Source organism: Altererythrobacter sp. CAU 1778 (assembly GCF_054482795.1).
This window is the reverse complement of sequence record NZ_JBTLRP010000001.1, coordinates 945796-969809: the sequence shown is the minus strand read 5'-3', so window position 1 is coordinate 969809 and position 24014 is coordinate 945796. Positions and strand designations below refer to the sequence as shown.

Below are 24014 nucleotides of genomic sequence, written 5' to 3'. Positions count from 1 at the left end.
TCTGGCGTAAACTTAGCGCTTGGAACTAACGGGTTTTTTCTCACTCGACGGTGACCGATTTGGCGAGGTTGCGCGGCTGGTCGACGTCGGTGCCCTTCGCCACCGCGACATGATAGGCCAAGAGCTGCACCGGCACGGCATAGACCAGCGGCGCGATCAGTGGGTGGACGGAAGGCATTTCGATGGTCGCCATGCACCCCTCGCCCGCCTGTCGCAGACCTTCCGCGTCCGAGATCAGGACGACCTTGCCGCCGCGCGCGCGGACCTCCTCCATGTTGGAGATGGTCTTCTCGAACAGAGGCCCGGACGGCGCGATGACGATAACCGGCACCGCTTCGTCGATCAGCGCGATGGGGCCGTGCTTCATCTCACCCGAAGCGTAACCTTCTGCGTGAATGTAGCTGATTTCCTTCAATTTCAGCGCGCCTTCCAGCGCCAGCGGGAAATCGGCGCCCCGGCCGAGATACAGCACGTCACGTGCCGGTGCGATCAGCGGTGCCATGGCGGCGATATCCTCGTCATGGGCAAGCGCTTCGTTGAGGCAGGCAGGAGCTTCGATCAGATGGCGCACGATCTCCGCCTCTTCCGACCGGTCGATCCGCCCGCGCCGCACGGCCATGTGCGCGGCAAGCGCAGCGAGCACAGCGAGCTGACAGGTGAAGGCCTTGGTGCTGGCAACACCGATTTCCGGCCCGGCGTGGGTCGGCAGCAGCAGATCGGCCTCGCGCGCCATCGAGCTGGTCGGCACGTTGACGACCACCGCGATGGTTTGCCCTTGCTCCTTGCAATGCCGCAGCGCGGCAAGCGTGTCGGCAGTTTCCCCACTTTGCGAAATGAAGATCGCGAGGCCGCCCGGCTCCAGCACCGGATCGCGATAACGGAACTCGCTCGCCACATCGATGTCGACCGGCAGGCGGGCGAACTGCTCGAACCAGTACTTGGCCACCATCCCGGCGTAGAAGGACGTCCCGCAGGCGACGATGGTGACGCGATTGATACCGGCGAGATCGAAATCGATCTGCGGCAGCGCCACCGTGTTGTCCTCGCGCCGGATATATGAGCCGAGCGTCTGCGCGACCACCGTCGGCTGCTCGAAAATCTCCTTCTGCATGAAGTGGCGATAAGGCCCCTTCTCGATCGCGGCAGCCGATGCGCCCGAAGTCGTGACCTCGCGCTCCACCGCGTTGTTGGCGTTGTCGAAGACCTGCGCGCCCTCGCGCGTCACGACGACCCAGTCGCCTTCTTCGAGATAGGCGATCTTCTGCGTCAGCGGCGCAAGCGCCAGCGCGTCCGAGCCGAGGTAGGTTTCACCATCGCCATATCCGACCACCAGCGGCGAGCCGAGCCGTGCGCCGATCAGCATATCGGGATGGTCCTTGAACGCGATGGCGAGCGCGAAGGCACCGCGCAGGCGCGGCAGCACCGCCTGGACCGCGTCTTGCGGCGAGGCACCATTTTCGACCTGCTCGGACAACAGATGCGCGACGACTTCCGTGTCGGTTTCGCTCTCGAAGTGGCGGCCCTTGGCCTGCATTTCGGCGCGCAGTTCCTTGAAGTTCTCGATGATACCGTTGTGCACCAGTGCGAGCGTTTCAGTAGCGTGGGGGTGCGCGTTCTTCGCGGTCGGCGCACCGTGCGTGGCCCAGCGCGTATGCGCGATGCCGATGTCGCCGGGCGCAGGGTTCACTGCCAGCTCCTGCGCAAGGTTCATCAGCTTTCCCTCGGCACGGCGACGGATCAGCTCGCCGCTGTGGACCGTGCATACGCCCGCACTGTCATAGCCGCGATACTCCATCCGGCGCAGGCCATCGACGAGCCGGTCGGCGACGGGCTGGTTGCCGACAATTCCAATGATTCCGCACATATGACAGGCTTTCTTCTAGAGAGTGTAAGGTATCCGCACGCCCGGCATATCGGCGGGCACGCTTTTGGTATTGCGGGTGACATAGATGCGGCCGGACACCTGCGCGGCTGCAAGGCCAATCGCATCGCCGAGCGCCATGGCGGGCCGCTGTTCGCGCATGGACGCGCCACGACGGGCAATCTCCTCGGTCAGTTCGATGACTTTGAAGTGGGCGAGATAGTCCTCGATCCGCTCGCCATCCCCTTTGGCACCAGCAAGCACCTCGGCCCAGCCGAGGCGGGTGATCCAACGATCCGGACTGCGCACGATCTCGGTGCGCGCGGAAGACAGGCCGACCAGCGCATCGATCAGGATCGCGCTGTCGAAGACGACCCCGGTCACGTCTCGCCGCTCCGGATACGTCGCTGGAACGTCAGAGCATCGCCAATGTCGCCACGATCGCGCCAGATACCGAAGAACTCGTCTACCGCCTTGCGCGAACTGCCGCTGCGCATGGCCGAAACCGCTTCACGGACCAGAGCCGTACGCGAAACGCCGCGCACCTCCGCCGCCCGGTCGAGCCAGGCAATATCATCGTCGGGTATCTCGACCAGCGTCCGCATGGTGCGGACTGATATCACTCGATGATATCATGTCAAGACATAGCGATCAGGTCTTCTTCCCTGCCGCCTTCTTCTTCCGCATCGCGTCGTGGAAGCGGTCGGCCCAGCCGGGCTTCACGATCTGTTCGCCGCGGACCATGCGCAGGTCGCCGTCCGACACGTCCCGGCTGACCGCGCTGCCGGCGGCGACGATGGCGTCGGCACCGATCCTGACAGGGGCGATCAGGGCGCTATTCGATCCGATGAAGGCGCGGGGGCCAATGACGGTCTTGTGCTTGAAGTAACCGTCGTAATTGCAGGTGATCGTGCCTGCGCCGATATTGGCACCCGCGCCCACCTCCGCATCGCCGAGGTAGGTGAGGTGGTTGGCCTTGGCGCCTTCACCCAGCACGGCTTTCTTCATCTCGACGAAATTGCCGACCTTGCTGCCTGTCTCCATCACCGCGCCGGGGCGCAGGCGGGCGAAGGGGCCGACTTCGCAGCGCTCGCCGATGCGCGCGCCCTCGATATGGCTGAAGCCGCGGATGGTCGCGCCCTCGCCCACCGAAACGCCGGGGCCGAAAAACACGTTGGGCTCCACCGTGACGTCGCGCGCCAGCTCGGTATCCCAGCTGAAGAACACCGTGTCGGGGGCCTTGAGAGCGACGCCGTTCTCCATCGCCTCTTCCCGCTTGTGCTCCTGCCATTGCGCTTCGGCGGAGGCGAGTTCGGCGCGCGAGTTGATGCCGGCAACCTCGTCCGGCGCATCCGTCGCGACCACGGCGCATGTTCGCCCGTCGCCAATCGCGATGTTGACGATGTCGGGGAGGTAATACTCACCCTGCGCGTTCTCGTTGGACACGCGCGCGAGCAGCGCGAACAGGTCTTCTCCGCGCACGGCCATGAGGCCGGAATTGCACATCGTGCAGGCACGCTCGGCCTCGCTCGCATCCTTGTATTCGACCATCTTCGCGATGCGGCCGTCCTGCGCGATGACGCGGCCGTATTGCAGCGGATCGGCAGGCTCGAAACCGAGGACGACCACGGCTGGCTCCTCCGGTCCGTTCAGCCGCTCGATCATCGCCTGCATGGTCTGAGGGCGGACGAATGGCACGTCGCCGTAGAGGATGAGCACATCGCCGGTGAATCCAGCCAGCGCGTCCTGCGCCTGCTGCACGGCATGCCCCGTGCCGAGCTGCGGATCCTGCGTGGCGAGGTCCGCCTGCCCGTCGAGCGCTGCCTCAAGCTGCTCTGCCCGGTCGCCGACGACCACGACCTTGCGCTGCGGCGCGAGCGTGTCGAGCGCGGCCATCAGGTGGAGCAGCATCGGGCGCCCCGCAATGGGATGGAGCACCTTGTGGGTGGCGGATTTCATGCGCGTACCCTTGCCCGCGGCAAGGATGACGGCGGCGATGGCGCGTTGGGTGGTCATGCGCGCGCCTGTGCCAGCTATTTGTTGCAGTTTCCATAGTGCGTCGGCATCGCGTGGCGCATGACACAAGCCAGCACCGCCGCCTTCCCTTTCGCCGCCATCGGTTTCGACCTCGACGGCACGCTGCTCGACACGCATCGGGATCTGGGCGCCGCGGTGAACTACGCGCTTGATCTGGGCGGATTCGACCCCGTCCCCGTCAACTCGAGCAAGGATCTGATCGGCGGCGGGGCGAAGGTGATGCTGGCGCGCGCCGTCGATGCACAGGGCGGCATGGCGGCGGACGATTTCCGCGCGCTCTACAAGAAGATGCTCGCCTTCTATGCCGAGAACAACGCGGTCCACACCGTGCCTTACCCGGGCGTGGAGGCGATGCTGGACGCGTGCGACGACCTCGGCCTGGCGACAACCGTCATCACCAACAAGTTTGAGGAATTTGCGCTCAACATCCTCTCCCATCTCGGCCTGGCGGACCGGTTCGTCACCATAATCGGTGGCGACAGCCTAGGGCGGGACGCGAACGGAACGCTTCGTGCCAAGCCGATGCCCGACCCGCTGCTTGCGGCGCGCGAACGTTGCGGCGGGGGCAGCTTCGCCTTTGTTGGGGATTCGAGTTACGACGTGCGGGCAGCCCGCGCTGCGCAGGTTCCGGTGGTCGTGGCAGGCTATGGCTATTGCGACGACGAGCCCCGCAAACTCGGCGGCGATGCGGTCGCGGATGATGTCGCCGGCATCCTCCCCGCCCTATGGAAACTCTGACCATCTCGCAGTTGCACAATCGAAACGAACCTGCCAATCCGCCCCGGACATTCACACGCGTGTGAATTGTAAAACGAACCAAAAGAGGAGAGCACATGACCATTTCGTTCAAGGACCGCGTCGCCATCGTCACCGGAGCGGGCGGTGGGCTCGGCCGCGAATATGCATTGGAACTCGCACGGCGCGGAGCAAAGGTCGTGGTCAACGATCTGGGCGGCGCGCGCGATGGCACCGGCCATTCCGACATGGCACTTCAGGTCGTCGAAGAAATTGAAAAGGCCGGCGGCGAGGCGGTTTCGAACGGTGGCTCCGTTACCGAATTCGAACAGATGGAAAAGATGGTAGCCGACGCAAAGCAGAAGTGGGGCGGCGTCCACATCGTCATCAACAATGCCGGCGTGCTGCGCGACAAGACCTTTGCCAAGATGACGATGGACGACTTCGAATTCGTCGTCGACGTCCACCTCAACGGCTCCGCCAACGTCACCAAGGCGGTGTGGGAAACCATGCGCGAGCAGGCCTACGGACGGCTCCTGATGACCTCGTCATCCACTGGCCTGTTCGGCAATTTCGGGCAGGCGAACTACGGTGCGGCCAAGCTCGGCCTTGCCGGTCTTACCAAGACACTGACGCTGGAAGGCGCGAAGTACAACATTCGCGTCAACACCATCGCGCCGATCGCGGGAACGCGGATGACCGAGGATCTGTTTCCGGAAGAAAGCTTCAAGCTGTTCGCGCCGGAAAATGTCGCGCCGGCAGCGCTGTTCCTCGTCAGCGAGGATGCGCCGAGCAATGCCATCGTCGGCGCAGGCGGCGGTGGGTTCCATTCCGCATGGGTGGCGATGAACGAACCCGTCTGGCTGCCCGACGAGGAACGCACGGTTGAAGGGGTCGCCGAACATTGGGCGAAGATCAGCGAACAGAGCAACCTGACCGTCCCGACCTCCGGTGGCGCGCAGGGGGCCGCCATCGTCGCGGCAATGCAGGCTAAGCTCGGAAAATAAGCATCCGGCCACTGTGTTGACACAGTAATACACATGGCGTAGTTTTTCCCAATCAGCAGGGGAGAACTGCGCCATGTATACCGAACACGATCTGCGTTCCGCCGTCGAAGCGGGTGCCATCAGTGCCGAAGCCGCAGAAGCCCTGCGCGCCCATGCGGAAGGGGCACGTGGTGCACCCTCCGGCGATGAAGAACATTTCCGTCTCGTCACCAGCTTCAACGACATTTTCGTCACCATTGCGGCGGTGATGATCCTCGTGGCTATGGCGGGCATCGGTCAGGCTTTCACTCCCAACGCGGGCGGCCCGCCCCCATTCTCCGGCCTGCTGATTGCGGGCGCGGCGTGGTTCATGGCCGAACTGTTCACCCGCAAGCGGCGCATGGCGCTGCCCAGCATCGTCCTGCTGCTGGCCTTCGTCGGCGGGGTGTTCGCCATGCTGCTCGGCATCGTCATCCCGATGATCGAAGGCGCGGGATCGGCCCGAAGCGAACAGGCGCTCGGCGGCGGGCTGGTCGCAGCCTGCGCCCTAGCAACGGCAGGGGCCGCCTATATCCACTGGCGCCGGTTCATGGTCCCTATCACCGTCGCCGCGGGGGCGGGTGCGATCGTGGTCACCATCATCGCGCTGGTCACGACAATCCTCGGCCCTAGCCAGTTCGATTCGCCGGGAGCGATCATCATACCGCTGATCTTCGCCCTGGGCCTCGCGGTCTTCGCTTTCGCCATGCGCTGGGACATGAGCGACCGGGAACGTGAGACCCGCCGCACCGACGTCGCCTTCTGGCTGCATCTGCTGGCCGCGCCGATGATCGCCCATCCGCTGTTCCACTGGCTCGGCGTGACGCAGGGCGAGAATATCGGCGGCGTCGCGGTGGCGGGCGTTCTGCTGGTCTACGTCGCGCTGGGTGTCATCGCCCTGATCGTGGACCGCCGCGCGCTGCTCGTCTCCGCCCTCGCCTACGTGCTGGTAGCGCTGACCTGGCTGTTCGACCGTTTCGGAGCGGTGGAACTCAACGTGGCGCTGACCGCGCTTGTCATCGGCAGCGCCTTGCTGATGCTGAGCGCCTTCTGGAGCCCGATTCGCCGCGCGCTGGTGGAACGGCTGCCTGCCGATGTTCAGGGCAGATTGCCGGTCGCCTACGCCGGCGCGTGAGAGGCTAGTCCTCGACCGCCTTCAGCAACCGCCGCTCCATCGGCGCGAGCACGCCCGAAAGCTCATGCCCGCGCTTCAGCACCTGGCCGTGTTCGCCAAACAGCGTCCACATGCCCTGCCGGTTGCGTAGCGACGGGCGCTTTTCCACCCGCGCCTGCGGCCTTTCGGCGGCGCGGCGGAAGGCGGCGAAGGTGGCCGCCTCTGCGGTAAAGTCCATCGCGTAGTCGCGCCATTGGCCGGCAGCGACCATGCGGCCATAAAGATCGAGGATGCGCTGGAGCTCGGCCCGCTCGAAACCGACTTGCCGCGGTTTCCGACCGGGAAAGGGAAGAATGCCCGGCCCGCCGGGTAGTCCCTGCATCAGCTATCGGTCCCGCTGCGCTTGGCGGCGATGCCGGTACGTTCGGCCCGCATGGCGGCCATTTCGCGGCGCAGTTCGGCAATCTCGCTTTCGAGCTTTTCGACGCAATCGCGGCTCGGCTGGCATGGATCGTCGCAAGGCGTGCCGTAGGGGATGAATTCGCGCAGCCATTCTTCAGCCGGAACCAGCGTGGAGCGGGCCTTGAGGCCGATCATCGTCGCACCGTCCGGCACGTCGTCGGTCACGACTGCATTGGCCCCCACCCGGGCGCGCTCGCCTACCACGATCGGCCCGATGATCTGCGCGCCGGACCCGATGATGGCATTGTCACGGATGGTCGGGTGGCGCTTCCCGCCCTGCCCGTTCGTGGGGTTCGTCCCCCCCAGCGTCACGCACTGGTAGATGGTCACGTTGTTGCCGATCTCGGCCGTCTCTCCGATCACGGTGAAGCCGTGGTCGATGAAGAAATTGCGCCCGATCCGGGCACCGGGATGGATGTCGATCCCCGTCAGGAAACGCGACCAGTGGTTCACCGCCCGCGCGAGGAAGAACAATCGGGCGTTGAACAGCGCGTGCGCGATCCGGTGATAGAACACGGCCCATACGCCCGGATAAAGCAGGATTTCCATGCGCGAACGTGGCGCGGGATCGCGGCGACGAATGGAATCGAGATAGGCAAGCACACCATTGGCCATCGCGCGATTCTCCCCCTTTTTTGCAGGCAAGGCAAGTTTCAGTCGAAAACTGGGGTCGCCGTGCGCGATTGCAAGGGGTCACAGCAGCGGCGTCTGAACGCCGCGTCCGGTCAGATCGGCCAGCGCATCGCGCCAGATGGAAAGTGTGGCGGGCTGCTTGCGTTCGAGGCTCAGGCGGTCGATCGCCGCCACCAACGCCTCGATATCGGCAAAACCGCGCTCGCATCTCGGGACCAGATAGGCCTTGGCCCCATCGCCCAGCGCGAGGCCGCGCTGTTCGGCATGGGCATCGATCAGGTCACCGGCGAAGGCATCGTCCATGCTGCCGATGGCAAGGTGCATCGCCGCCCCGAGGCGGGAGCGCAGGTCGGGTAGCGCCACCTGCCACCCCTCGTCCCGCACGGTGAGAAGCAGCGCGGTGCCATTCTCCTGCGCGGCATTCCAGCGATGGAACAAAGCGGTTTCGTCCATGCGGTCGGCATCGTCGATCGCTTCGCATTGCGGTTGGGCGCCGAACCAGCGAGCCAGCAGGGTCTTTCCAGAGCGCGGAGGTCCGGCGAGGATCGCGGTGCGGTATGGCCAGCTTTGCGGGTGCTGGAGCGATTCGACCACCCCGGCATTGGCATCGCCTACGACGATACGCCCTTGTGTGCCGGTAACCGACAGGGGTAGCGCGATCTGGCTCATCGCACGGATCAGCGCGTGATGCCGAGCCCGCCCGGCCCTTGGTTGACCCGCCAGCCGCGCCCGCGCAGCGCATCGGCCAGCGCCGTCAGATCACCGGCAAAGGTGACGCGCATCGTAGAAGTGCCGCCAATTGCGGTCGAACTGACCGCCACCGCGCGCACGCCCGGTACACCGCGCACACCGCTGAGCGAGGATTCGAGGGAGGCGGCATCGGGCGTGTTGAAGGTAACCGCGTAGCTGTTCACCGCCGGTTCCGCAGGCGTGTCGGTCGTCGGGGCACCGGCGGAGGGTTCATTGTCAGTGGATGCGCCACCCGACCGTGTCGGCGCGGCATCGATCACCTGGCGCTTGGAGCGCTCTGCCTCGATCAGCGCGGCGATTTCCGGCGGAATGCCGACGTGCTGCTGGCCGAGCGTCGGGTCGGGCTTGAGCTTTCCTTGCCGCAGGGCACGGGTGAAGATGGCGTCGAAGCGGGTGCGTGCCACTTCCAGCATCTCGTCCAGATCGCTGTCGCGCTCTACCGAAAGGGTGAACTGGTCGAGCACGCGGTTCTCCGGGCCGTAGCGCGCAGTGAAGTACCCCTTCACCGGGCCGCCGGGATACTGCCGTTCCAGCCGCGCGATGGGAATGATGACATCCGCCGCGCCGAAGCTGTTGAGAATGGTGCGCCACCACAGCCGGCTGCGGCGCTGCGTCTGGCCATAGGTGAGCAGCAGCGATTCGCCGCCCGAACCCGACGGGCGGACGTAATCGATCGCGCTCGCCCCCGCCTGGTACTCGGCCCAGACGCGCTGCCATTCGGTGCGCCGTTCGAACATGGTGGCCGCACCGCCTTCGATCACGACAGGCAGCAGAAGCATCGGGGCGGACCGGCGCCGCGCGCCGCCCTGGCCCAGCAGCGCACCGGCGCGTTGCTTGTCGAAGATCACGCCCAGCGACGCGACATAACGTCGCGGGCCGATCTGCTCGCTCTCGATCACCACGGCGGAAACCATCGACTGGATTCGCGAATCGGGCACGGCCGGTCCGCCCAGCTTTTCCCACGCCTTGCGCTGCGCCAGCTGGTACCCGTTCTGCCGCGCGTCCTCGGCATTCTTGCCGCTGGCGACGACCTTGATACCGCCGATCTGGATATCGCGCGACGCAGCGACGGGCGCGATGCCGCGATCCCCTTCCACTTGCGCGCGGATTGCCTGCCAGCCGCCCAGCGCGAGCAGCACCATGCCAGCTGCGCCAATCAGGGCGACAAGGGGGCGCCGGGTCGCGCCAAAGGATCGAATTGCGAGTGCCATCGGGGAAATCGCCCGCCTTTTGCCCAAACGCTTATGGAAATCCAAGCGCGAATGCGTAAAGCCGCTGCCATGGCGTCGAACAATCCCCCACCCGAGAGCTACACTTACGCGCAGGCCGGCGTCTCGATCGAGGCAGGCAACGCACTGGTCAAGGCGATCGGCCCGCTGGTGAAAGCCACCGCGCGGCCGGGCGCAGATGCTGAACTGGGCGGCTTCGGCGGCTTCTTCGATCCCAGGGCCGCGGGCTACAAGGACCCGCTGCTGGTTGCGGCGAACGACGGCGTCGGCACCAAGCTGAAACTGGCGATCGAGCATGATCGCCATGACAGTGTCGGCATCGACCTGGTCGCAATGTGCGTGAACGACCTGATCGTCCAAGGGGCGGAGCCGCTGTTCTTCCTCGACTATTTTGCGACGGGAAAGCTGGACAACGGCGTGGCGGAACGCGTCGTCGCCGGGATCGCGCATGGCTGCAAGCAGGCCGGCTGCGCGCTCATCGGTGGTGAAACCGCGGAAATGCCGGGAATGTATCAGGCGGGTGACTACGACCTCGCCGGCTTTTGCGTCGGTGCCGTGGAGCGTGGCGAGCAACTGACCGGAGAGGCTGTCGCCCCCGGCCACGTCCTCCTCGGCCTGCCCAGCTCGGGCGTCCATTCCAACGGTTACTCGCTGGTCCGTCGCCTCGCGGAAGATCGCGGCTGGCGGATGGACCGCCCGGCCCTGTTTGATCCCGAGCGCCTGCTGATCGACACGCTGATTGAACCGACCCGAATCTATGTTTCGACTTTGCTGCCCCTGATCCGCGACAAGCTGGTCGACGGTCTTGCCCACATCACCGGCGGCGGCCTGCTGGAGAATATTCCGCGGGTCCTGCCCGAAGGGTCGCACGCGGTGGTCGATGCCGATGCATGGGAACAGCCGCGGCTGATGGCCTTCCTGCAAGGTCAGGGCAATATCGAGCCGGGCGAGATGGCGCGCACCTTCAACTGCGGCGTCGGCATGGTGCTGGCCGTCGCAGCGGACAAGGTCGAAGCGGTCGAACAGCGGCTGGCGGCGGCTGGCGAGCCGGTGCTGCGGATCGGCAGGATCGACGAAGGACCGCGCGGTTGCACCGTGCGCGGCTCAGCGGGAACGTGGAGCGGGCGCGAAGACTGGGAAGCCTCGCATCTTGCCTGAAGCCGGCGCACCCAAGGCGAAGCTCGCAATCTTCATCAGCGGGCGCGGCTCCAACATGGCGGCGCTGCTCTATGCCAGTCGGATGGCCGATGCGACTTACGAAGTGGTGCTGGTCGCCAGCAATGATCCCGAGGCGGACGGGCTGGCCTTTGCCGAGGCGGAAGGCATCGCCACCTACGCCCTCTCGCACCGCGGCATGGACCGCGCGGCGCATGACCAGGCGATGGGCGATGCCGCCCGCGCGCACGGCGCCGAAGCCATCGCGCTGGCGGGATACATGCGCATCCTGAGCGCCGAGTTCGTGCTCGACTGGGAAGGTCGGCTGTTCAACATTCACCCCTCGCTGCTGCCGAAGTACAAGGGGCTCGAGACCCACGCGCGCGCCATTGCCGCAGGCGACAGCCACGGCGGGGCAAGCGTGCATCTGGTGACGCCTGAACTCGACGACGGCGAGGTGCTGGGGCAGGCGCAGGTCGCGGTCCGTCCTGACGACACGCCGGACAGCCTGGCTGCCCGCGTCCTGATTGCCGAACACCAGCTCTATCCGCGCGTGATCGGAGAATATCTCGCCCGTCCCTACGACCGACAGTGGATTTACGGCCGGCTTCGCGAGCTGGCGCTGACGTTGCCGGAAGTCGAGGAGCGCGAGAGCCACGGCGCGCCAGGCTTCCATACCGGCGGGAAGAGCGGCAAGTTCTTCGCGCATTTCAGCGACCGCCATCATGGCGAGCCGCATATCGCGGTGCTGCTCAAGACCAGCGGCGCCGACGAGATGGCTGCGCTGATGGAGCAGGGCCCGGACATATACTACCGCCCCGCCTATTACGGCGCGAGCGGCTGGATCGGCCTGGTGCTCAACCGGCCGGACGTGGACTGGGCCCACGTGCGCCATTGGCTCGATCGCAGCTGGGCGAGCGTTGCCCCGGCACGGCTGGCCGGTTTGAGGCGGGCAGCCGCCGACTTCTGAGTTCTGCGCGGAAGCGTCCGGCCCGAAAGCAAACGGGGCCCGGACGTTTCCGCCCGGACCCCGCCTGTTCGCTATAAAAGCCTGCGATCAGCCGACGATTTCGGCGTCGTCGAAGAAGAAGGCGATTTCGGTCGCAGCGTTTTCTTCGCTGTCCGAACCGTGGACCGAATTGGCTTCGATCGATTCGGCAAAGGTCTTGCGGATCGTGCCTTCGTCGGCATCGGCCGGGTTGGTGGCGCCCATCACGTCGCGGTTGCGCTTCACGGCGTCTTCGCCTTCCAGCACCTGAACCACGACCGGGCCGCTGACCATGAAGTCGACCAGCTCACCGAAGAAAGGGCGTTCCTTGTGGACGGCGTAGAAGCCTTCGGCCTGTTCGCGGCTCATGTGGATGCGCTTGCTGGCGACGACGCGCAGGCCGGCTTCTTCCAGCATCTTGGTGACCGCACCCGTCAGGTTGCGCTTCGTCGCGTCGGGCTTGATGATCGAAAAGGTGCGGGTAACCGCCATTATGACTATCCTTCGGGTAAAATTTACGGGGGAATTATTGCGCGCGCGCCATAGGGCTTGCCCCGCCCCGCGGCAAGCCTGCACGTAAAGGCGGAGCCTACGGCCCCTCGACCCAGCTGTTGCCCTGCTGCTTCCAGAACCGCTTTTCGATGCCGTCCTGCGATTGCAGAGCGCGCCATGTTCCGCGCGCCTCGTCGATAGTGGCGTTGTCGAAGAGGTATAGTACGCGGTCGAACGCGTCACCCGGATCGCGCCAGATACTGTCCGCGATCAGCAGGAAGCGTGCGCCGTTGACCGGGTCCAGTTCGTCGGAAAGCAGGATCGGCTGGCGCGCGTCATGATCATCGCCCGCGATGCCATTGGCGAGGAAGCTGCCTTCGCCCGCATCCCACAAACCCTGCGAGATCGCCTCCAGCAGTTCGAGATCGTCAGCGACGACCAGCAGCCGCTCGCCCGCGCCCAGCACCTTGCCCGCCAGCATGGCTGTGGCGACCGGGGCGGGATCGCGCGAGAGGAGATAGAAATCGACTCTCACTGCGCGTCCTTCCCCCGTCCGTCAGCCTTGTTGCGGCGGCACCGTTCCGAACAGTAGCGCACGCTGTCCCAGTCCCGCTCCCACTTCTTGCGCCAGTTGAACGGAAGTCCGCAGGCCGCGCAGATCTTGCTCGGCAGATCGGCCTTGCGGCGCATCCGGGCCATGGAAGTTCGCGATCAGCCCTCGAGCGTCCGACGCACGAAAGTGTCGAGCAGGCGCACGCCATAGCCGGTCGCGCCCTTGCCCCAGGTTCGGCCCGGCTTGTCCGACCAGACCATGCCCGCGATATCCAGATGCGCCCAAGGCGTATCGTTCTCAATGAACCGACCGAGGAACTGCGCAGCGGTGATCGATCCAGCATAGCGCGGTCCGATGTTCTTCATGTCGGCAATCGGGCTGTCGAGCAGCTTGTCGTATTCCGGGCCCATCGGCATCCGCCACAGCTTGTCGCCCACGCTCTTCCCGGCTTCGATCAGGCCGTCGGACAGCGCATCGTTGTTCGAAAAGACGCCGGCATGCTCCTGCCCCAGCGCGACCAGCATGGCGCCCGTCAGCGTGGCGAGATCGACGATCCGCGCAGGTTTGAAATTGCGCTGCGTCCAGGTGAGCGCGTCGCACAGCACCAGCCGCCCTTCGGCATCGGTGTTGAGGATCTCGATCGTCTGGCCGGACATCGACTTGACCACGTCGCCGGGGCGCTGTGCCTTGCCGTCGGGCATGTTCTCCACCAGACCGCAGACGCCGACGATGTTCGCTTTCGCCTTGCGCTTCGCCAGCGTCAGCATGGCGCCAGCGACCGCGCCCGCGCCGCCCATGTCCCACTTCATGTCTTCCATGCCGGGTCCGGGCTTGATCGAGATGCCGCCGGTATCGAAAGTCACGCCCTTGCCGACGAAAGCAGTCGTTTCCGCCCCTTCGTCGCCGCCCATCCACTTGATGCACAGCAGGCGCGAAGCCTTGTCCGAGCCCAGCCCGACACCGAGCAGGGAGAGCATTCCCAGCTCCTCCATCTGCGCTTCGTCGAGAACGACGATTTCCGCCCCCGTCCCTTCGAACCGGGCGCGGCAGCGTTCGACGAAGCTTTCGGGATAGATGACGTTGGCAGGCTCGGTCACGAGTTCGCGGGTGAATTCGACACCTTCGGCCACCGCGCTCGCATCGGCCCACGCGCTGTCCGTGCCATCGGGGGCGTTGCGAACGGCGATGGAAGTGAGCGAGACCTTCTGATCGTCCTTCATCGTGGTGCGATGTGCATCGTAACGCCATGCCCGCAGCCGCGCGCCGAGCAGAACGGCAGCCGCTTCGGGCGCGGACAGGCCGCTACCGGCAAAATCGATCACCAGCGACCGTTCGCCGCTGGCCATGTATTTTGCAGCCAGCGCTGCGCCAGCCTTCTCGAGGCCGGCCAGCCGATCGCCGCCGGCGGCATCGCCTGCGCCCGCGATGGCCACGCGGGCGAGCGCACCATCCTGCGTCTCGAACGCCTCGAACAATTGCCCTGCCCCGCCGCTGAACCGCGCCGCACCCGCACCTTCGCGCACCGCGTTGGACAGGCCCTGCGGCATCGTGTCCTTGAATGCGATACGGGCGGTCACGCGGCTGTCGGCATTGGCGTCGGGGGTCAGGAACTGGATATTCATGGGCTCTCCAAATGAAATTCACAGGGCGCCGAGGGGCGCTTTTTCGGGCTTGAATTCGCCCGCAACTCTTGGCGTTGCAGTTAGGGGCGCGTGGTGCGATAGGCAAGCCATGCTCCCCGAACGGCAGCGCGCGCTGCAGGCTCTTGCACGGTTCCCCTCGATCTGCAGCGCGTCGGCGCTGGCGGCTGCTCTTGTCGTAGCTTTGCCGACCGTGGCCACGGCGCAGGATGCCGAGGATTCGTCCGACACAGGCCAGGTGATAGACCGCGAACAGGCCATCGATTTCGAAGCCAATTCGCTCAGCTATGATTCCCAGGCCGATACCGTCACGGCGGAAGGCAATGTGGTCATGAGCCAGGGTGCCCGGCAGGTCACCGCCAGCCGCGTGACGTGGGACCGCAACAGCGGCCGCATCCTTGCCACCGGCGGCGTGGCGCTCGTCGATGAGGATGGCAACCGCCTCTACAGCGACAGCGTGGAACTGACCGAGGAATTCGACGCGGGCGCGATGGAAGACCTCCTCCTCGCACTCGCGGAAGGCGCGCGCATCGCGGCGGAACGCGGCACGCGCAGCGCCGACGGGACGATCGTGCTGGAACGCGCCGCCTACAGCCCCTGCGCGGTCGTCAATCCCGAAGGTTGCGAGAAGGAGCCGAGCTGGCGCATCACCGCCGACCGGGTCACCTACGATCCCGACGACAAGCGCGTCGACTTCAAGGGCGCCTATCTGGAATTGTTCGGCGCGCGACTGCTGCCGCTGCCGGGCCTTTCCGTCACCACGGATGGGCGCGCGAAGTCCGGCTTCATGATTCCCGACTTCCGCATCTCGGATTCGAACGGGGTCGAAGTCAGCGGGACGTATTACTGGAAGCTCGCGGAGAACCGCGACCTGTCGCTGACCGGGACTGTCTTTACCGAGACCGCGCCGATGCTTTCCGGGCAGTTTCGCGAATTGACCGATAACGGCGCGTGGCAGGTGACGGGCTACGCCACCCGGTCCTCCCGGATCCCCATCGGGAGCTTCAACGCCGGTGCCACGGACGAAACCGACTTCCGCGGCTACTTCTATTCGAATGGCAAGTTCCAGATCGACCCGAACTGGAGCTTCACCTATCACGCCCGCGTTGCCAGCGACCGCACGTTCCTGCGCCGTTACGATATCAGCCGCGACGACCGCCTCCGCAGCATGGCGGAGCTGGAGCATGTTGGCGACAACACCTATTTCTCGCTTGCGGGCTGGGCGACGCAGACGCTGCGCTTCAACACGCCGCAAGGGCAGGTGCCGCTGGCATTGCCGGTGATGGACTGGCGCGTGCGGCTGGACGACCCGGTGCTGGGCGGCAAGGTGCAATTCCAGGCAAATACGCTTTCGATCAATCGTAGCGCCGGACAGGACACCAATCGCGCCTTTGCCAGCGCGCGCTGGGATACACGCCGGATCACCGGAATGGGGCAGGAAGTATCGCTTACCGCGCTCGCTCGCGGTGACGTCTACCGCTCGGACGAAAATGCGCTGACGCAGACTGCGATCTACCGCGGCGAGCCCGGCTGGCAGACGCGCGGATTCGCAATCGGCGCCGTCGACGTGAAGTGGCCCTTTATCGGCGAGGCATTCGGCGGCACGCAGGTGCTGACTCCGCGCTTTCAGATCGTCGCCAGCCCGCAGATTCGCAATTTTGCGATCCCGAACGAGGATTCGCGGGCGATCGACCTGGAAGACAGCAACCTGTTCGCGCTCAACCGCTTTCCCGGTTACGACCGGATCGAGGACGGGGTGCGCTTCACCTATGGCTTCGACTGGCTGCTTACACGGCCAGACTGGCGCGTGAAGACGACGGTCGGCCAGTCCTATCGCCTGACGAGCGAGCCGACGATCTTCCCCGACGGCACCGGCCTGACCAACAAGACGTCCGATATCGTCGGCCGCACCGAAGTGCGTTTCCGCGACTTCGTTTCGCTGACCCACCGCTATCGGCTCGACAAGGATTCGCTCGGCGTGCGCCGCAACGAACTCGACGCCACCGTCGGTTCGCGTCGCACCTATGCGGAAATCGGCTACCTCCGGCTCAACCGAGACATCGACGATTCGATCGAGGATTTGCAGGACCGCGAGGAATTGCGCCTCGCGGGACGCGTGGCCTTCGCCAATTACTGGTCGGTGTTCGGTTCGGCAGTGATCAACCTGACCAACGAGGCAGAAGACCCGACCTTCGTTTCCGACGGGTTCGAACCACTCCGCACGCGGCTTGGCGTCGCCTACGAAGACGACTGCCTCGAACTCGGCCTGACCTGGCGGCGCGATTATACCGCGACCGGCGATGCGGAGCGGGGCAACACCTTCCAGGTGCACGTCGCGCTACGCAATCTGGGCTTCAACAACTAGCACGAAACCGCCGCGTTGGCAGGCGGTGGCAAATCGGCTAGATGGCGGCGCAAACGGGTGTCCGCGCGGCTGCTGAGGCCGCTTGGCACTCATCTTGCGTTAAGCACCGTTCGGCCAGTTCACGCGCCGTATCAACAGGATCAGGCCTGCCCCGCAGGCGGAGTTTTTCAGGAATGGGCACGGACACAATGAATTCGGTTTCTCGCAAGCTGCGCTCGGTCATTCTGGCAGCGGCCGCAACGGCCGTCGCCGTCTCTGCCCCGGCCATCGGACAGCAGGTCGAGGCGGAAAGCGTGCTGGATCTTCCCGCATCGCCGACCGTCATGGGCAACTCGGACCCGAACTTCCGCCGCGCCACCGCCAAGATCAACGGCGCGATCATCACCGGAACCGATGTCGATCAGCGCATGGCGCTGGTGCTCAATGCCAACCAGGACCGGGAAATCCCGGAAGAGGAACTGGCCCGCCTTCGGGGGCAGGTGCTGCGTAACCTGATCGACGAAACGCTGCAGATCCAGGCCGCTCGCCTGCAGGAAATCGAAGTCGCCCCGGAAGAGGTGCAGCAATCCTATGCCCGCGTGGCGCGTGACAACTTCGGCAGCAATGCCGAGGCGCTCGACCAGGCGCTGGTGGCGATGGGATCGTCCCCCGCCTCGCTGAAGCGTCAGATCGAAGGCGAAATGGCGTGGAACCGCCTGCAGCGGCGCAACATCACGCCCTTCGTCGATGTGTCGGAAGACGAAGTGAACGACCTGCTGGCGCGCCTGAATGATTCGCGCGGGACGGAGGAGTATCGCCTTGGCGAAATCTACCTCGCATCGACTCCCGCGACGCGGAACGCAGTGCAGAACAACGCGCTCCAGATCGTCGAGCAGCTGAAGCAGGGCGGCAGCTTCCTCGCCTACGCGCGGCAGTATTCCGAAGCCTCGACCAAGTCAGTTGGCGGAGACCTCGGCTGGCTGCGTCTTGGTCAGCTGCCGGCCGAAATCGGCGTGGTCGCGCGCGAGATGCAGCCCGGCCAGCTGGTCGGTCCGATCGAGGTTCCGGGTGGCTATTCGATCGTCGTGCTGATGGACAAGCGCCAGATCCTGACCTCCGATCCGCGCGACGCCATACTAAGCCTGAAGCAGATCTCGATCGACTTCACTCCGGGTGCGACGCAGGCACAGATGAACACCCAGCTCGAAGGTTTCCGCACCGCGGTCGGTCAGATGCGTGGCTGCGGTCAGGCGGAAGAAGTCGCGGCATCGATCGGCGGCGAGGTCGTCACCAGCGACCAGGTCGTCGCGCGGCAGCTTCCGGCCGAACTCCAGCAGACGCTGTTGCAGATGCAGGTCGGCCAGAGCACGCCGCCCTTCGGCTCCGTCGAGGAAGGTGTGCGTGTGTTGATGCTGTGCGGACGTGACGATCCGCAGATGGCAGGCGGCCCCAGCCCCGAACAGCTGCGCGAACAGCTGAAGGACGAACGCGTTGCCAAGTGGGCGAACCGCTACCTGCGCGACCTTCGGCGCGACGCCATCATCGAATATAATTGACCCCGCTGGCCCTCTCGCTCGGCGATCCGGCCGGGATCGGCCCGGAACTGATCGTCGAGGCGTGGGCGCGTCGTAGCCAGTTTCCCGCGCCCTTTGTTGTCGCGGGCAGCGCCGACGTGTTGCGCGGAGCAGCACTGGCACGCGGGCATTCGCTGAAGGTCCAGCCGATTGCCGATCCGCTGGATGCCGCGCGCGTGTTCGAGGGGGCGATCCCGGTCATCGGCGACAGCGCGGGGACCTACACGCCGCGTCGGCCAGATGAAGCCGGGGCGCGGCTGGCGATGAACTCGCTCGAACTGGCGACGACACTGGCGCTGCGGGGTGCCGTGGGCGGCGTGGTCACTGCTCCGATCGCCAAGGGCGAACTGGCGAAGGTCGGCTTCGCCTTTCCCGGCCAGACCGAATTTCTCGCCGATGCCTGCGGCGTGGCAGAGGACGATTCCGTCATGATGCTCGCCGGGCCGAGCCTCAGGACCATCCCCGTCACCATCCATTGCGCTCTGGCCGAAGTGCCGGCGCGCCTCTCGACCGAATTGATCGTGCGGCGTGCGCAAGTGGCCGCCGCCGCTCTGCAACGCGATTTCGGCATCGAGACCCCGCGCCTCGCGATCTGCGGCCTCAACCCGCACGCGGGGGAGAACGGTCGCATGGGTGACGAGGAAGCACGGATAATCGCGCCTGCCGTGCAGCAGCTCCAGGACGAATGCATCGCCGCGACCGGCCCGCACCCCGCCGATACGATCTTCGCCCCGCACGCGCGCGCGACTTACGATGTGGCGCTGGCGATGTATCACGACCAGGCGCTCGTCCCGATCAAGGCACTAGATTTCGACCTCGGCGTGAATGTCACGCTGGGTCTGCCGATCGTTCGGACGTCGCCCGATCATGGCACGGCGTTCGACATCGCCGGAACGGCGACGGCGCGGCCCGATTCCTTCATCGCCGCGATCCGCATGGCGGCGGAAATGGCCGCCAATCGCGCCCATGGCTGACCTGCCCCCATTGCGCGAGGTAATCGCGCGCCATGGCCTCAGCGCGTCCAAGGCGCTTGGGCAGAATTTCCTGTTCGACGAGCAATTGCTCGACCGCATTGCCGCGATCCCCGGCGATCTCGGCGGCAAGGCGGTGCTCGAAATCGGTCCCGGACCCGGCGGCCTCACGCGCGCGCTGCTCCGGGCCGGAGCGCGCGTGACAGCCATCGAGATGGACCGCCGCTGCCTGCCCGCCCTCGCAGAGGTGGCGGAGGCATATCCCGGCCAGCTTACCGTGATCGAGGGCGACGCGCTGAAGATCGATCACGCGGAGCTGATGGGCGGGCCGTTCGCCGTCGTGGCAAACCTGCCCTACAATGTCGGGACGGCGCTGTTCACGCGCTGGCTGGGCGGAGAAGAATGGCCGCCGCACTGGACCTCGATGACGCTGATGTTCCAGCAGGAGGTTGCCCAGCGCATCGTCGCGCCGCCCGGCGGCTCCGCCTACGGCCGCCTCGCGGTGCTTGCACAGTGGCGCAGCACGGCGAAGCTGGCGATGAAAGTGCACCGCAGCGCCTTTACGCCGCCGCCCAAGGTGATGAGCGCGATCGTCCACGTCACGCCCGCCGCCATGCCGGAGGGCGTCTCCGCCCGCCTGCTCGAGCGGCTGACCGAAGCCGCCTTCGGCCAGCGCCGCAAGATGCTACGGCAGAGCCTCAAGTCGATGCCCGGCGCAGTCGAAGCTCTGGATGCTCTCGGCATCGATCCGCAGCGACGCGCAGAGACGCTCTCCATCGCGGAGTTTACCGCCCTCGCGCGCACCCTCGGCTGACCGCCCCGCTTTGACACCGCCCGCGCAATCGCTAGTGCGGTTTCCGATGAAACATCTTTCGGACGAACTTCAGAACGCCATCGCCACCTTCGACCAGACCGCGATGGTCGCGACGGTCGAAAGCTGGGCCGCGGTCAACACCGGCACAGCCAATATTGCCGGGCTGGAGACGATGGCCGGTCTGCTCGCCGACGCCTTCAGCGTGCTGCCGGGCGAGGTCACACTGGAACAGCCTGCCCGCGTCACCGCCATCGACGCCGACGGGTCAGAGCGGGACAGGCCGCACGGCAAGCACTTCGTCCTGCGCGTACGCCCCGAAGCGGACCGCCGCTTCCTGCTGACAGGTCACATGGACACCGTCTTTCCCGTCGATCACGCCTTTCAGACGACCCGCTGGATCGAGGACGGCGTAATGAACGGCCCAGGCACCGCCGATATGAAGGGCGGCCTTTGCATCATTCTCAACGCTCTGCGCGCGCTGGAAACGCTGCCCGGCTGGCGTGACCGGGTGGGCTACGACGTCATGATAAATTCGGACGAGGAGACCGGTTCGCTATCCTCGGCCGCGCTGATCGACAATCTCGCCCAAGGCAAATACGCCGCACTGACCTACGAACCCGCCGCCACGCCCGAAGGCACGCTTGCCCATGCGCGCGGGGGCAGCGGCAATTACTCGGTGGTGGTCACGGGCCGCTCGGCGCACGCCGGACGCAATCCGCAGGAGGGGCGCAACGCCATCGTCGCGGCTAGCGACCTTGCCGTACGACTGAAAGCGATGAGCCATGACGACCTCTCGGTGAACCCGGCCCGGATCGACGGCGGTGCAGCCAACAACGTCGTGCCCGATCACGCCGTTCTGCGCTTCAACATCCGGCCCAAGTCGACCGAGGCGGCCAGCGCATTCGAGCGCGACCTTGCCGCGCTGATCGCTGAACTGTCAGCGGCACACGACGTCGGCCTGCATCTGCATGGCGGCATCACCCGCCCGCCCAAGCCGGTCGACGCGAAGGCGCAGCGCCTGTTCGACCTCGTGCGCGAATGCGGCGCGGAGCTGGGGCAGTCCATCGACTGGAAGCCGACCGGCGGAGTGTGCGATGGCAACAATATCGCCGCGCGCCATATCCCGGTGATCGACACCATGGGCGTGCGCGGCGGGGCAATCCACTCGCCGGATGAGTTCATGATCGCTGCCAGCCTGTCGGAGCGTGCGGCGCTGTCCACTCTCGTTCTTCACTCTCTCGCGACCGGAGACCATTTGTGAGCTTTCGCCTGCGCGCCGCGCGGCTCGACGATCTCGAACCGCTGTACGAAATGGCCAAGCTGACCGGCGGGGGCTTCACCAACCTGCCAGCCGACCGCCCCGCCCTGACCGGCAAGCTGGAACGTGCGGTGACGGCTTTTTCCAACACCGAGGATGTCCTGGGCGACGAGCAGTTCGTGCTCGTGCTGGAAAACGCGGAAACGGGCGCCGTTCGCGGAACTTGTCAGCTGTTCACCAAGGTGGGGCAGCAATGGCCGTTCTATTCCTACCGCCTCACCACGCTGACGCAGTATTCGCAGGAACTCGATCGCACCGTCCGGGCAGAGCTGCTCAGCCTCGTCACCGATCTCGAAGGCAGCAGCGAGGTCGGAGGGTTGTTCCTGCACCCGAACGAGCGTGCGGGCGGGCTCGGCCTGCTGCTCGCCCGCAGTCGCTATCTTTTCATCGCCATGCACCGCGCACGCTTTGCGGAGCGGGTTCTGGCGGAACTGCGCGGAATCATCGACGACCGCGGCGGGTCGCCCTTCTGGGATGGCGTCGCGGGCCGTTTCTTCGGCATGACATTCCAGGACGCCGATTATTTCAACGCGATCAACGGCAACCAGTTCATCGCCGATCTGATGCCCAAGCACCCCGTCTACGTCGCCATGCTCGATGACGAGGCACGCAAGGTCATCGGCCTGCCCCACCCCACCGGCCGCGCCGCGATGCGGATGCTGGAGAACGAGGGGTTCTCCTTCGACGGATATGTCGACATCTTCGATGCCGGCCCGACCATGACGACACGCACCGACAAGGTGAAATCGGTGGCCGAGGCGAGGGAATGCACGGTTGCCGCCATCGATCTCAAGCAGGGGGAGAAAGCGCTGATCGCCAGCGGCCGCCTGTCCGATTTTCGCAGCTGCTACGGCGCGCGCGAACTGCGTGAGGACGGTAGCATCGCGGTGGATTCGCACACATCCGACCTCCTCGGCGTGGCGGTCGGCGACACGGTCTGGAGCGTCGCGCGGTGAGCAAGCTGGTCGAGATCAATTTCGACGGTATCGTCGGCCCCAGCCACAACTATGCGGGGTTGAGCCTCGGCAATCTCGCGGCAACGAGCCATGCGGGCGACCCGTCCTATCCGCGCGCTGCTGCCTTGCAGGGCATCGCCAAGATGCGCGGCAATCTGGCGCGCGGGCTGGCGCAAGGATACCTCCTTCCACTGCCACGGCCCAATGGCGCGCTGCTCGATCGCCTGGGCGTCGATAACGGCAAGGACCCTGCATTGCGCGCCGCCGCATGGTCGGCCAGTTCGATGTGGACCGCCAATGCGGCGACCGTCAGCCCCGCGCCCGATACGGCGGACGGGCGCTGCCATCTTACGCCGGCCAACCTCGTCACCATGCTCCACCGGGGGCAGGAATGGCGCGACACGCAGGCGCAGTTGAAGATCGCTTTCGCGGACACCCGGCATTTCGCGATCCACGATGCCGTACCGCCCAGCTTCGGTGACGAGGGGGCAGCGAACCATATGCGCTTCTGCGAAGGCCACGACACGCCCGGCGTCGAGGTGTTCGTCTACGGCAGACCGGGCGGCAAATTTCCCGCCCGCCAGCACGAACAGGCCAGCCGCGCTGTCGCTCGCCTCCATGGTCTCGACCCGGCAAAATGCGTGTTTATCGAGCAAAATCCGGAGGCCATCGAAGCAGGCGCCTTCCACAACGACGTCGTCGCCGTGGCGAACGAACGCGTGCTGTTCACGCACGAACGCGCCTTCGCCGACCAACAGGGCGCGTATGACGCCATCCGCGCCGCCTTCCCCGCGCTGGAGGTGGTCGAGGTGCCGGACAGTGCGGTCAGCCTGTCGGAAGCGATCGCAACCTATCTGTTCAACGCGCAGCTGCTCACCCTGCCCTCCGGCGAGATGGCGCTGGTCGTACCCGACGAATGCCAGGAAAGCGCCGCTGTATGGGCATGGTGCGAAACTATGCTCGCCGGCAACGGTCCGATCCGGCAAGTCATCCCGGTCGACGTGCGGCAATCCATGGCAAATGGCGGCGGCCCTGCCTGCCTGCGTTTGCGCGTCGTCGCCGATCCGGCCACCGTCGACCAACGCTTCCTGTTAACCGAAGCGCGGGCGGAAGAACTCGAGACGATAGTGTCCCGCTACTGGCCAGAACAGATCGACCCCGCGGACATCGGGAAACCATCGCTTGCCTCTGCCGTTGTTTCTGCACGACTGGCGCTGCTCGAAACGCTGGGGTTGCAGGAACTGGGTTAACGCGCTGGACGGTCTGTCGGGGCGATTTACACTTACTTTCGGCTTAACCATCGCGACTCGCAGGTTTGCGCCGCTGGCACGGGACTTGCTCCCATCTGCCATGACCGGAAAGG

At 65.6% G+C, this 24014-nt stretch carries 24 protein-coding genes; 12 read left to right on the top strand and 12 right to left on the bottom strand.

Annotated features, from left to right (window positions below):
- Window positions 1-40 precede the first annotated feature (40 nt).
- Genes glmS through glmU form a run of 4 tightly spaced genes read right to left on the bottom strand, consistent with a single transcriptional unit; the run spans window position 41 to window position 3877 of the window.
- A complete protein-coding gene (gene glmS / locus ACXYN8_RS04475; RefSeq protein WP_458888111.1) occupies window positions 41-1864 on the bottom strand; it encodes a glutamine--fructose-6-phosphate transaminase (isomerizing) in 1824 nt (607 codons plus the stop codon).
- 15 nt (window positions 1865-1879) lie between these two features.
- A complete protein-coding gene (locus tag ACXYN8_RS04470; protein WP_458888110.1) occupies window positions 1880-2245 on the bottom strand; it encodes a PIN domain-containing protein in 366 nt (121 codons plus the stop codon).
- Complete coding sequence (locus ACXYN8_RS04465) at window positions 2242-2484, bottom strand: ribbon-helix-helix domain-containing protein (protein ID WP_458888109.1); 243 nt, start codon at window positions 2482-2484, stop codon at window positions 2242-2244. The genes ACXYN8_RS04470 and ACXYN8_RS04465 overlap by 4 nt, the downstream gene beginning before the upstream one ends.
- A 28-nt stretch (window positions 2485-2512) precedes the next feature.
- Window positions 2513-3877 (bottom strand): bifunctional UDP-N-acetylglucosamine diphosphorylase/glucosamine-1-phosphate N-acetyltransferase GlmU, encoded by a 1365-nt coding sequence (glmU, locus tag ACXYN8_RS04460; RefSeq protein ID WP_458888108.1) that lies wholly within the window; start codon window positions 3875-3877, stop codon window positions 2513-2515.
- A 60-nt stretch (window positions 3878-3937) separates the two neighbouring features.
- Between glmU and ACXYN8_RS04455 the strand changes: the two genes are divergently transcribed.
- The 3 genes from ACXYN8_RS04455 to ACXYN8_RS04445 all read left to right on the top strand — a co-directional run bounded on the left by ACXYN8_RS04455 (window position 3938) and on the right by ACXYN8_RS04445 (window position 6793).
- A complete protein-coding gene (locus ACXYN8_RS04455; RefSeq protein ID WP_458888107.1) occupies window positions 3938-4636 on the top strand; it encodes an HAD family hydrolase in 699 nt (232 codons plus the stop codon).
- A gap of 95 nt (window positions 4637-4731) precedes the next feature.
- Window positions 4732-5640: an SDR family NAD(P)-dependent oxidoreductase gene (locus tag ACXYN8_RS04450; protein ID WP_458888106.1), complete on the top strand. Its 909-nt coding sequence runs from the start codon at window positions 4732-4734 to the stop codon at window positions 5638-5640.
- Between the two features lie 73 nt (window positions 5641-5713).
- A complete protein-coding gene (locus tag ACXYN8_RS04445; protein WP_458888105.1) occupies window positions 5714-6793 on the top strand; it encodes a hypothetical protein in 1080 nt (359 codons plus the stop codon).
- Window positions 6794-6797: 4 nt separating this feature from the next.
- On the opposite strand, the gene ACXYN8_RS04440 is transcribed toward ACXYN8_RS04445, so the two are convergent.
- The 4 genes from ACXYN8_RS04440 to ACXYN8_RS04425 all read right to left on the bottom strand — a co-directional run bounded on the left by ACXYN8_RS04440 (window position 6798) and on the right by ACXYN8_RS04425 (window position 9828).
- On the bottom strand, window positions 6798-7154 hold the full coding sequence (locus ACXYN8_RS04440) for a DUF2794 domain-containing protein (RefSeq protein WP_458888104.1): 357 nt from the start codon (window positions 7152-7154) through the stop codon (window positions 6798-6800).
- The gene (gene epsC, locus ACXYN8_RS04435) at window positions 7154-7849 is read right to left on the bottom strand and encodes a serine O-acetyltransferase EpsC (protein ID WP_458888103.1); all 696 of its coding nucleotides are present in this window, start codon (window positions 7847-7849) and stop codon (window positions 7154-7156) included. The genes ACXYN8_RS04440 and epsC overlap by 1 nt, the downstream gene beginning before the upstream one ends.
- Before the next feature lie 78 nt (window positions 7850-7927).
- On the bottom strand, window positions 7928-8536 hold the full coding sequence (locus ACXYN8_RS04430) for an HdaA/DnaA family protein (protein WP_458888102.1): 609 nt from the start codon (window positions 8534-8536) through the stop codon (window positions 7928-7930).
- A gap of 8 nt (window positions 8537-8544) precedes the next feature.
- Window positions 8545-9828: a heavy-metal-associated domain-containing protein gene (locus ACXYN8_RS04425; protein WP_458888101.1), complete on the bottom strand. Its 1284-nt coding sequence runs from the start codon at window positions 9826-9828 to the stop codon at window positions 8545-8547.
- A gap of 51 nt (window positions 9829-9879) precedes the next feature.
- Here ACXYN8_RS04425 and purM point away from each other — a divergent pair, with 51 nt between their 5' ends.
- Window positions 9880-11004 (top strand): phosphoribosylformylglycinamidine cyclo-ligase, encoded by a 1125-nt coding sequence (purM, locus tag ACXYN8_RS04420; protein WP_458888100.1) that lies wholly within the window; start codon window positions 9880-9882, stop codon window positions 11002-11004.
- On the top strand, window positions 10994-11971 hold the full coding sequence (gene purN, locus ACXYN8_RS04415; RefSeq protein WP_458888905.1) for a phosphoribosylglycinamide formyltransferase: 978 nt from the start codon (window positions 10994-10996) through the stop codon (window positions 11969-11971). Before purM ends, purN begins: the two co-directional genes overlap by 11 nt.
- A gap of 87 nt (window positions 11972-12058) precedes the next feature.
- On the opposite strand, the gene ndk is transcribed toward purN, so the two are convergent.
- The 4 genes from ndk to ACXYN8_RS04395 form a co-directional block, all read right to left on the bottom strand.
- Complete coding sequence (gene ndk, locus ACXYN8_RS04410; RefSeq protein WP_458888099.1) at window positions 12059-12481, bottom strand: nucleoside-diphosphate kinase; 423 nt, start codon at window positions 12479-12481, stop codon at window positions 12059-12061.
- A gap of 97 nt (window positions 12482-12578) precedes the next feature.
- Window positions 12579-13016: a DNA polymerase III subunit chi gene (locus ACXYN8_RS04405; protein WP_458888098.1), complete on the bottom strand. Its 438-nt coding sequence runs from the start codon at window positions 13014-13016 to the stop codon at window positions 12579-12581.
- Window positions 13013-13180 carry a DUF2256 domain-containing protein gene (locus ACXYN8_RS04400; protein WP_458888097.1) on the bottom strand — a complete coding sequence of 56 codons (168 nt, stop codon included), beginning with the start codon at window positions 13178-13180 and terminating at the stop codon, window positions 13013-13015. Before ACXYN8_RS04400 ends, ACXYN8_RS04405 begins: the two co-directional genes overlap by 4 nt.
- Before the next feature lie 12 nt (window positions 13181-13192).
- The gene (locus tag ACXYN8_RS04395; RefSeq protein WP_458888096.1) at window positions 13193-14656 is read right to left on the bottom strand and encodes a leucyl aminopeptidase; all 1464 of its coding nucleotides are present in this window, start codon (window positions 14654-14656) and stop codon (window positions 13193-13195) included.
- Window positions 14657-14765: 109 nt separating this feature from the next.
- Here ACXYN8_RS04395 and ACXYN8_RS04390 point away from each other — a divergent pair, with 109 nt between their 5' ends.
- The 7 genes from ACXYN8_RS04390 to ACXYN8_RS04360 all read left to right on the top strand — a co-directional run bounded on the left by ACXYN8_RS04390 (window position 14766) and on the right by ACXYN8_RS04360 (window position 23901).
- Window positions 14766-17039, top strand: a complete 2274-nt coding sequence (locus ACXYN8_RS04390; protein ID WP_458888095.1) for an LPS-assembly protein LptD — start codon at window positions 14766-14768, stop codon at window positions 17037-17039.
- 188 nt (window positions 17040-17227) lie between these two features.
- The gene (locus ACXYN8_RS04385) at window positions 17228-18574 is read left to right on the top strand and encodes a peptidylprolyl isomerase (RefSeq protein ID WP_458888094.1); all 1347 of its coding nucleotides are present in this window, start codon (window positions 17228-17230) and stop codon (window positions 18572-18574) included.
- Window positions 18571-19566, top strand: coding sequence for a 4-hydroxythreonine-4-phosphate dehydrogenase PdxA (pdxA, locus tag ACXYN8_RS04380; protein WP_458888093.1), 996 nt, complete (start codon window positions 18571-18573; stop codon window positions 19564-19566). The genes ACXYN8_RS04385 and pdxA overlap by 4 nt, the downstream gene beginning before the upstream one ends.
- Entirely contained in the window at window positions 19559-20377 is an 819-nt protein-coding gene (rsmA, locus tag ACXYN8_RS04375; protein WP_458888092.1) for a 16S rRNA (adenine(1518)-N(6)/adenine(1519)-N(6))-dimethyltransferase RsmA, read from the top strand. The genes pdxA and rsmA overlap by 8 nt, the downstream gene beginning before the upstream one ends.
- A gap of 46 nt (window positions 20378-20423) precedes the next feature.
- Window positions 20424-21638 carry a hydrolase gene (locus ACXYN8_RS04370; RefSeq protein ID WP_458888091.1) on the top strand — a complete coding sequence of 405 codons (1215 nt, stop codon included), beginning with the start codon at window positions 20424-20426 and terminating at the stop codon, window positions 21636-21638.
- Window positions 21635-22651: an arginine N-succinyltransferase gene (locus ACXYN8_RS04365; RefSeq protein ID WP_458888090.1), complete on the top strand. Its 1017-nt coding sequence runs from the start codon at window positions 21635-21637 to the stop codon at window positions 22649-22651. Before ACXYN8_RS04370 ends, ACXYN8_RS04365 begins: the two co-directional genes overlap by 4 nt.
- On the top strand, window positions 22648-23901 hold the full coding sequence (locus ACXYN8_RS04360) for an N-succinylarginine dihydrolase (RefSeq protein ID WP_458888089.1): 1254 nt from the start codon (window positions 22648-22650) through the stop codon (window positions 23899-23901). Before ACXYN8_RS04365 ends, ACXYN8_RS04360 begins: the two co-directional genes overlap by 4 nt.
- Window positions 23902-24014: the final 113 nt, after the last annotated feature.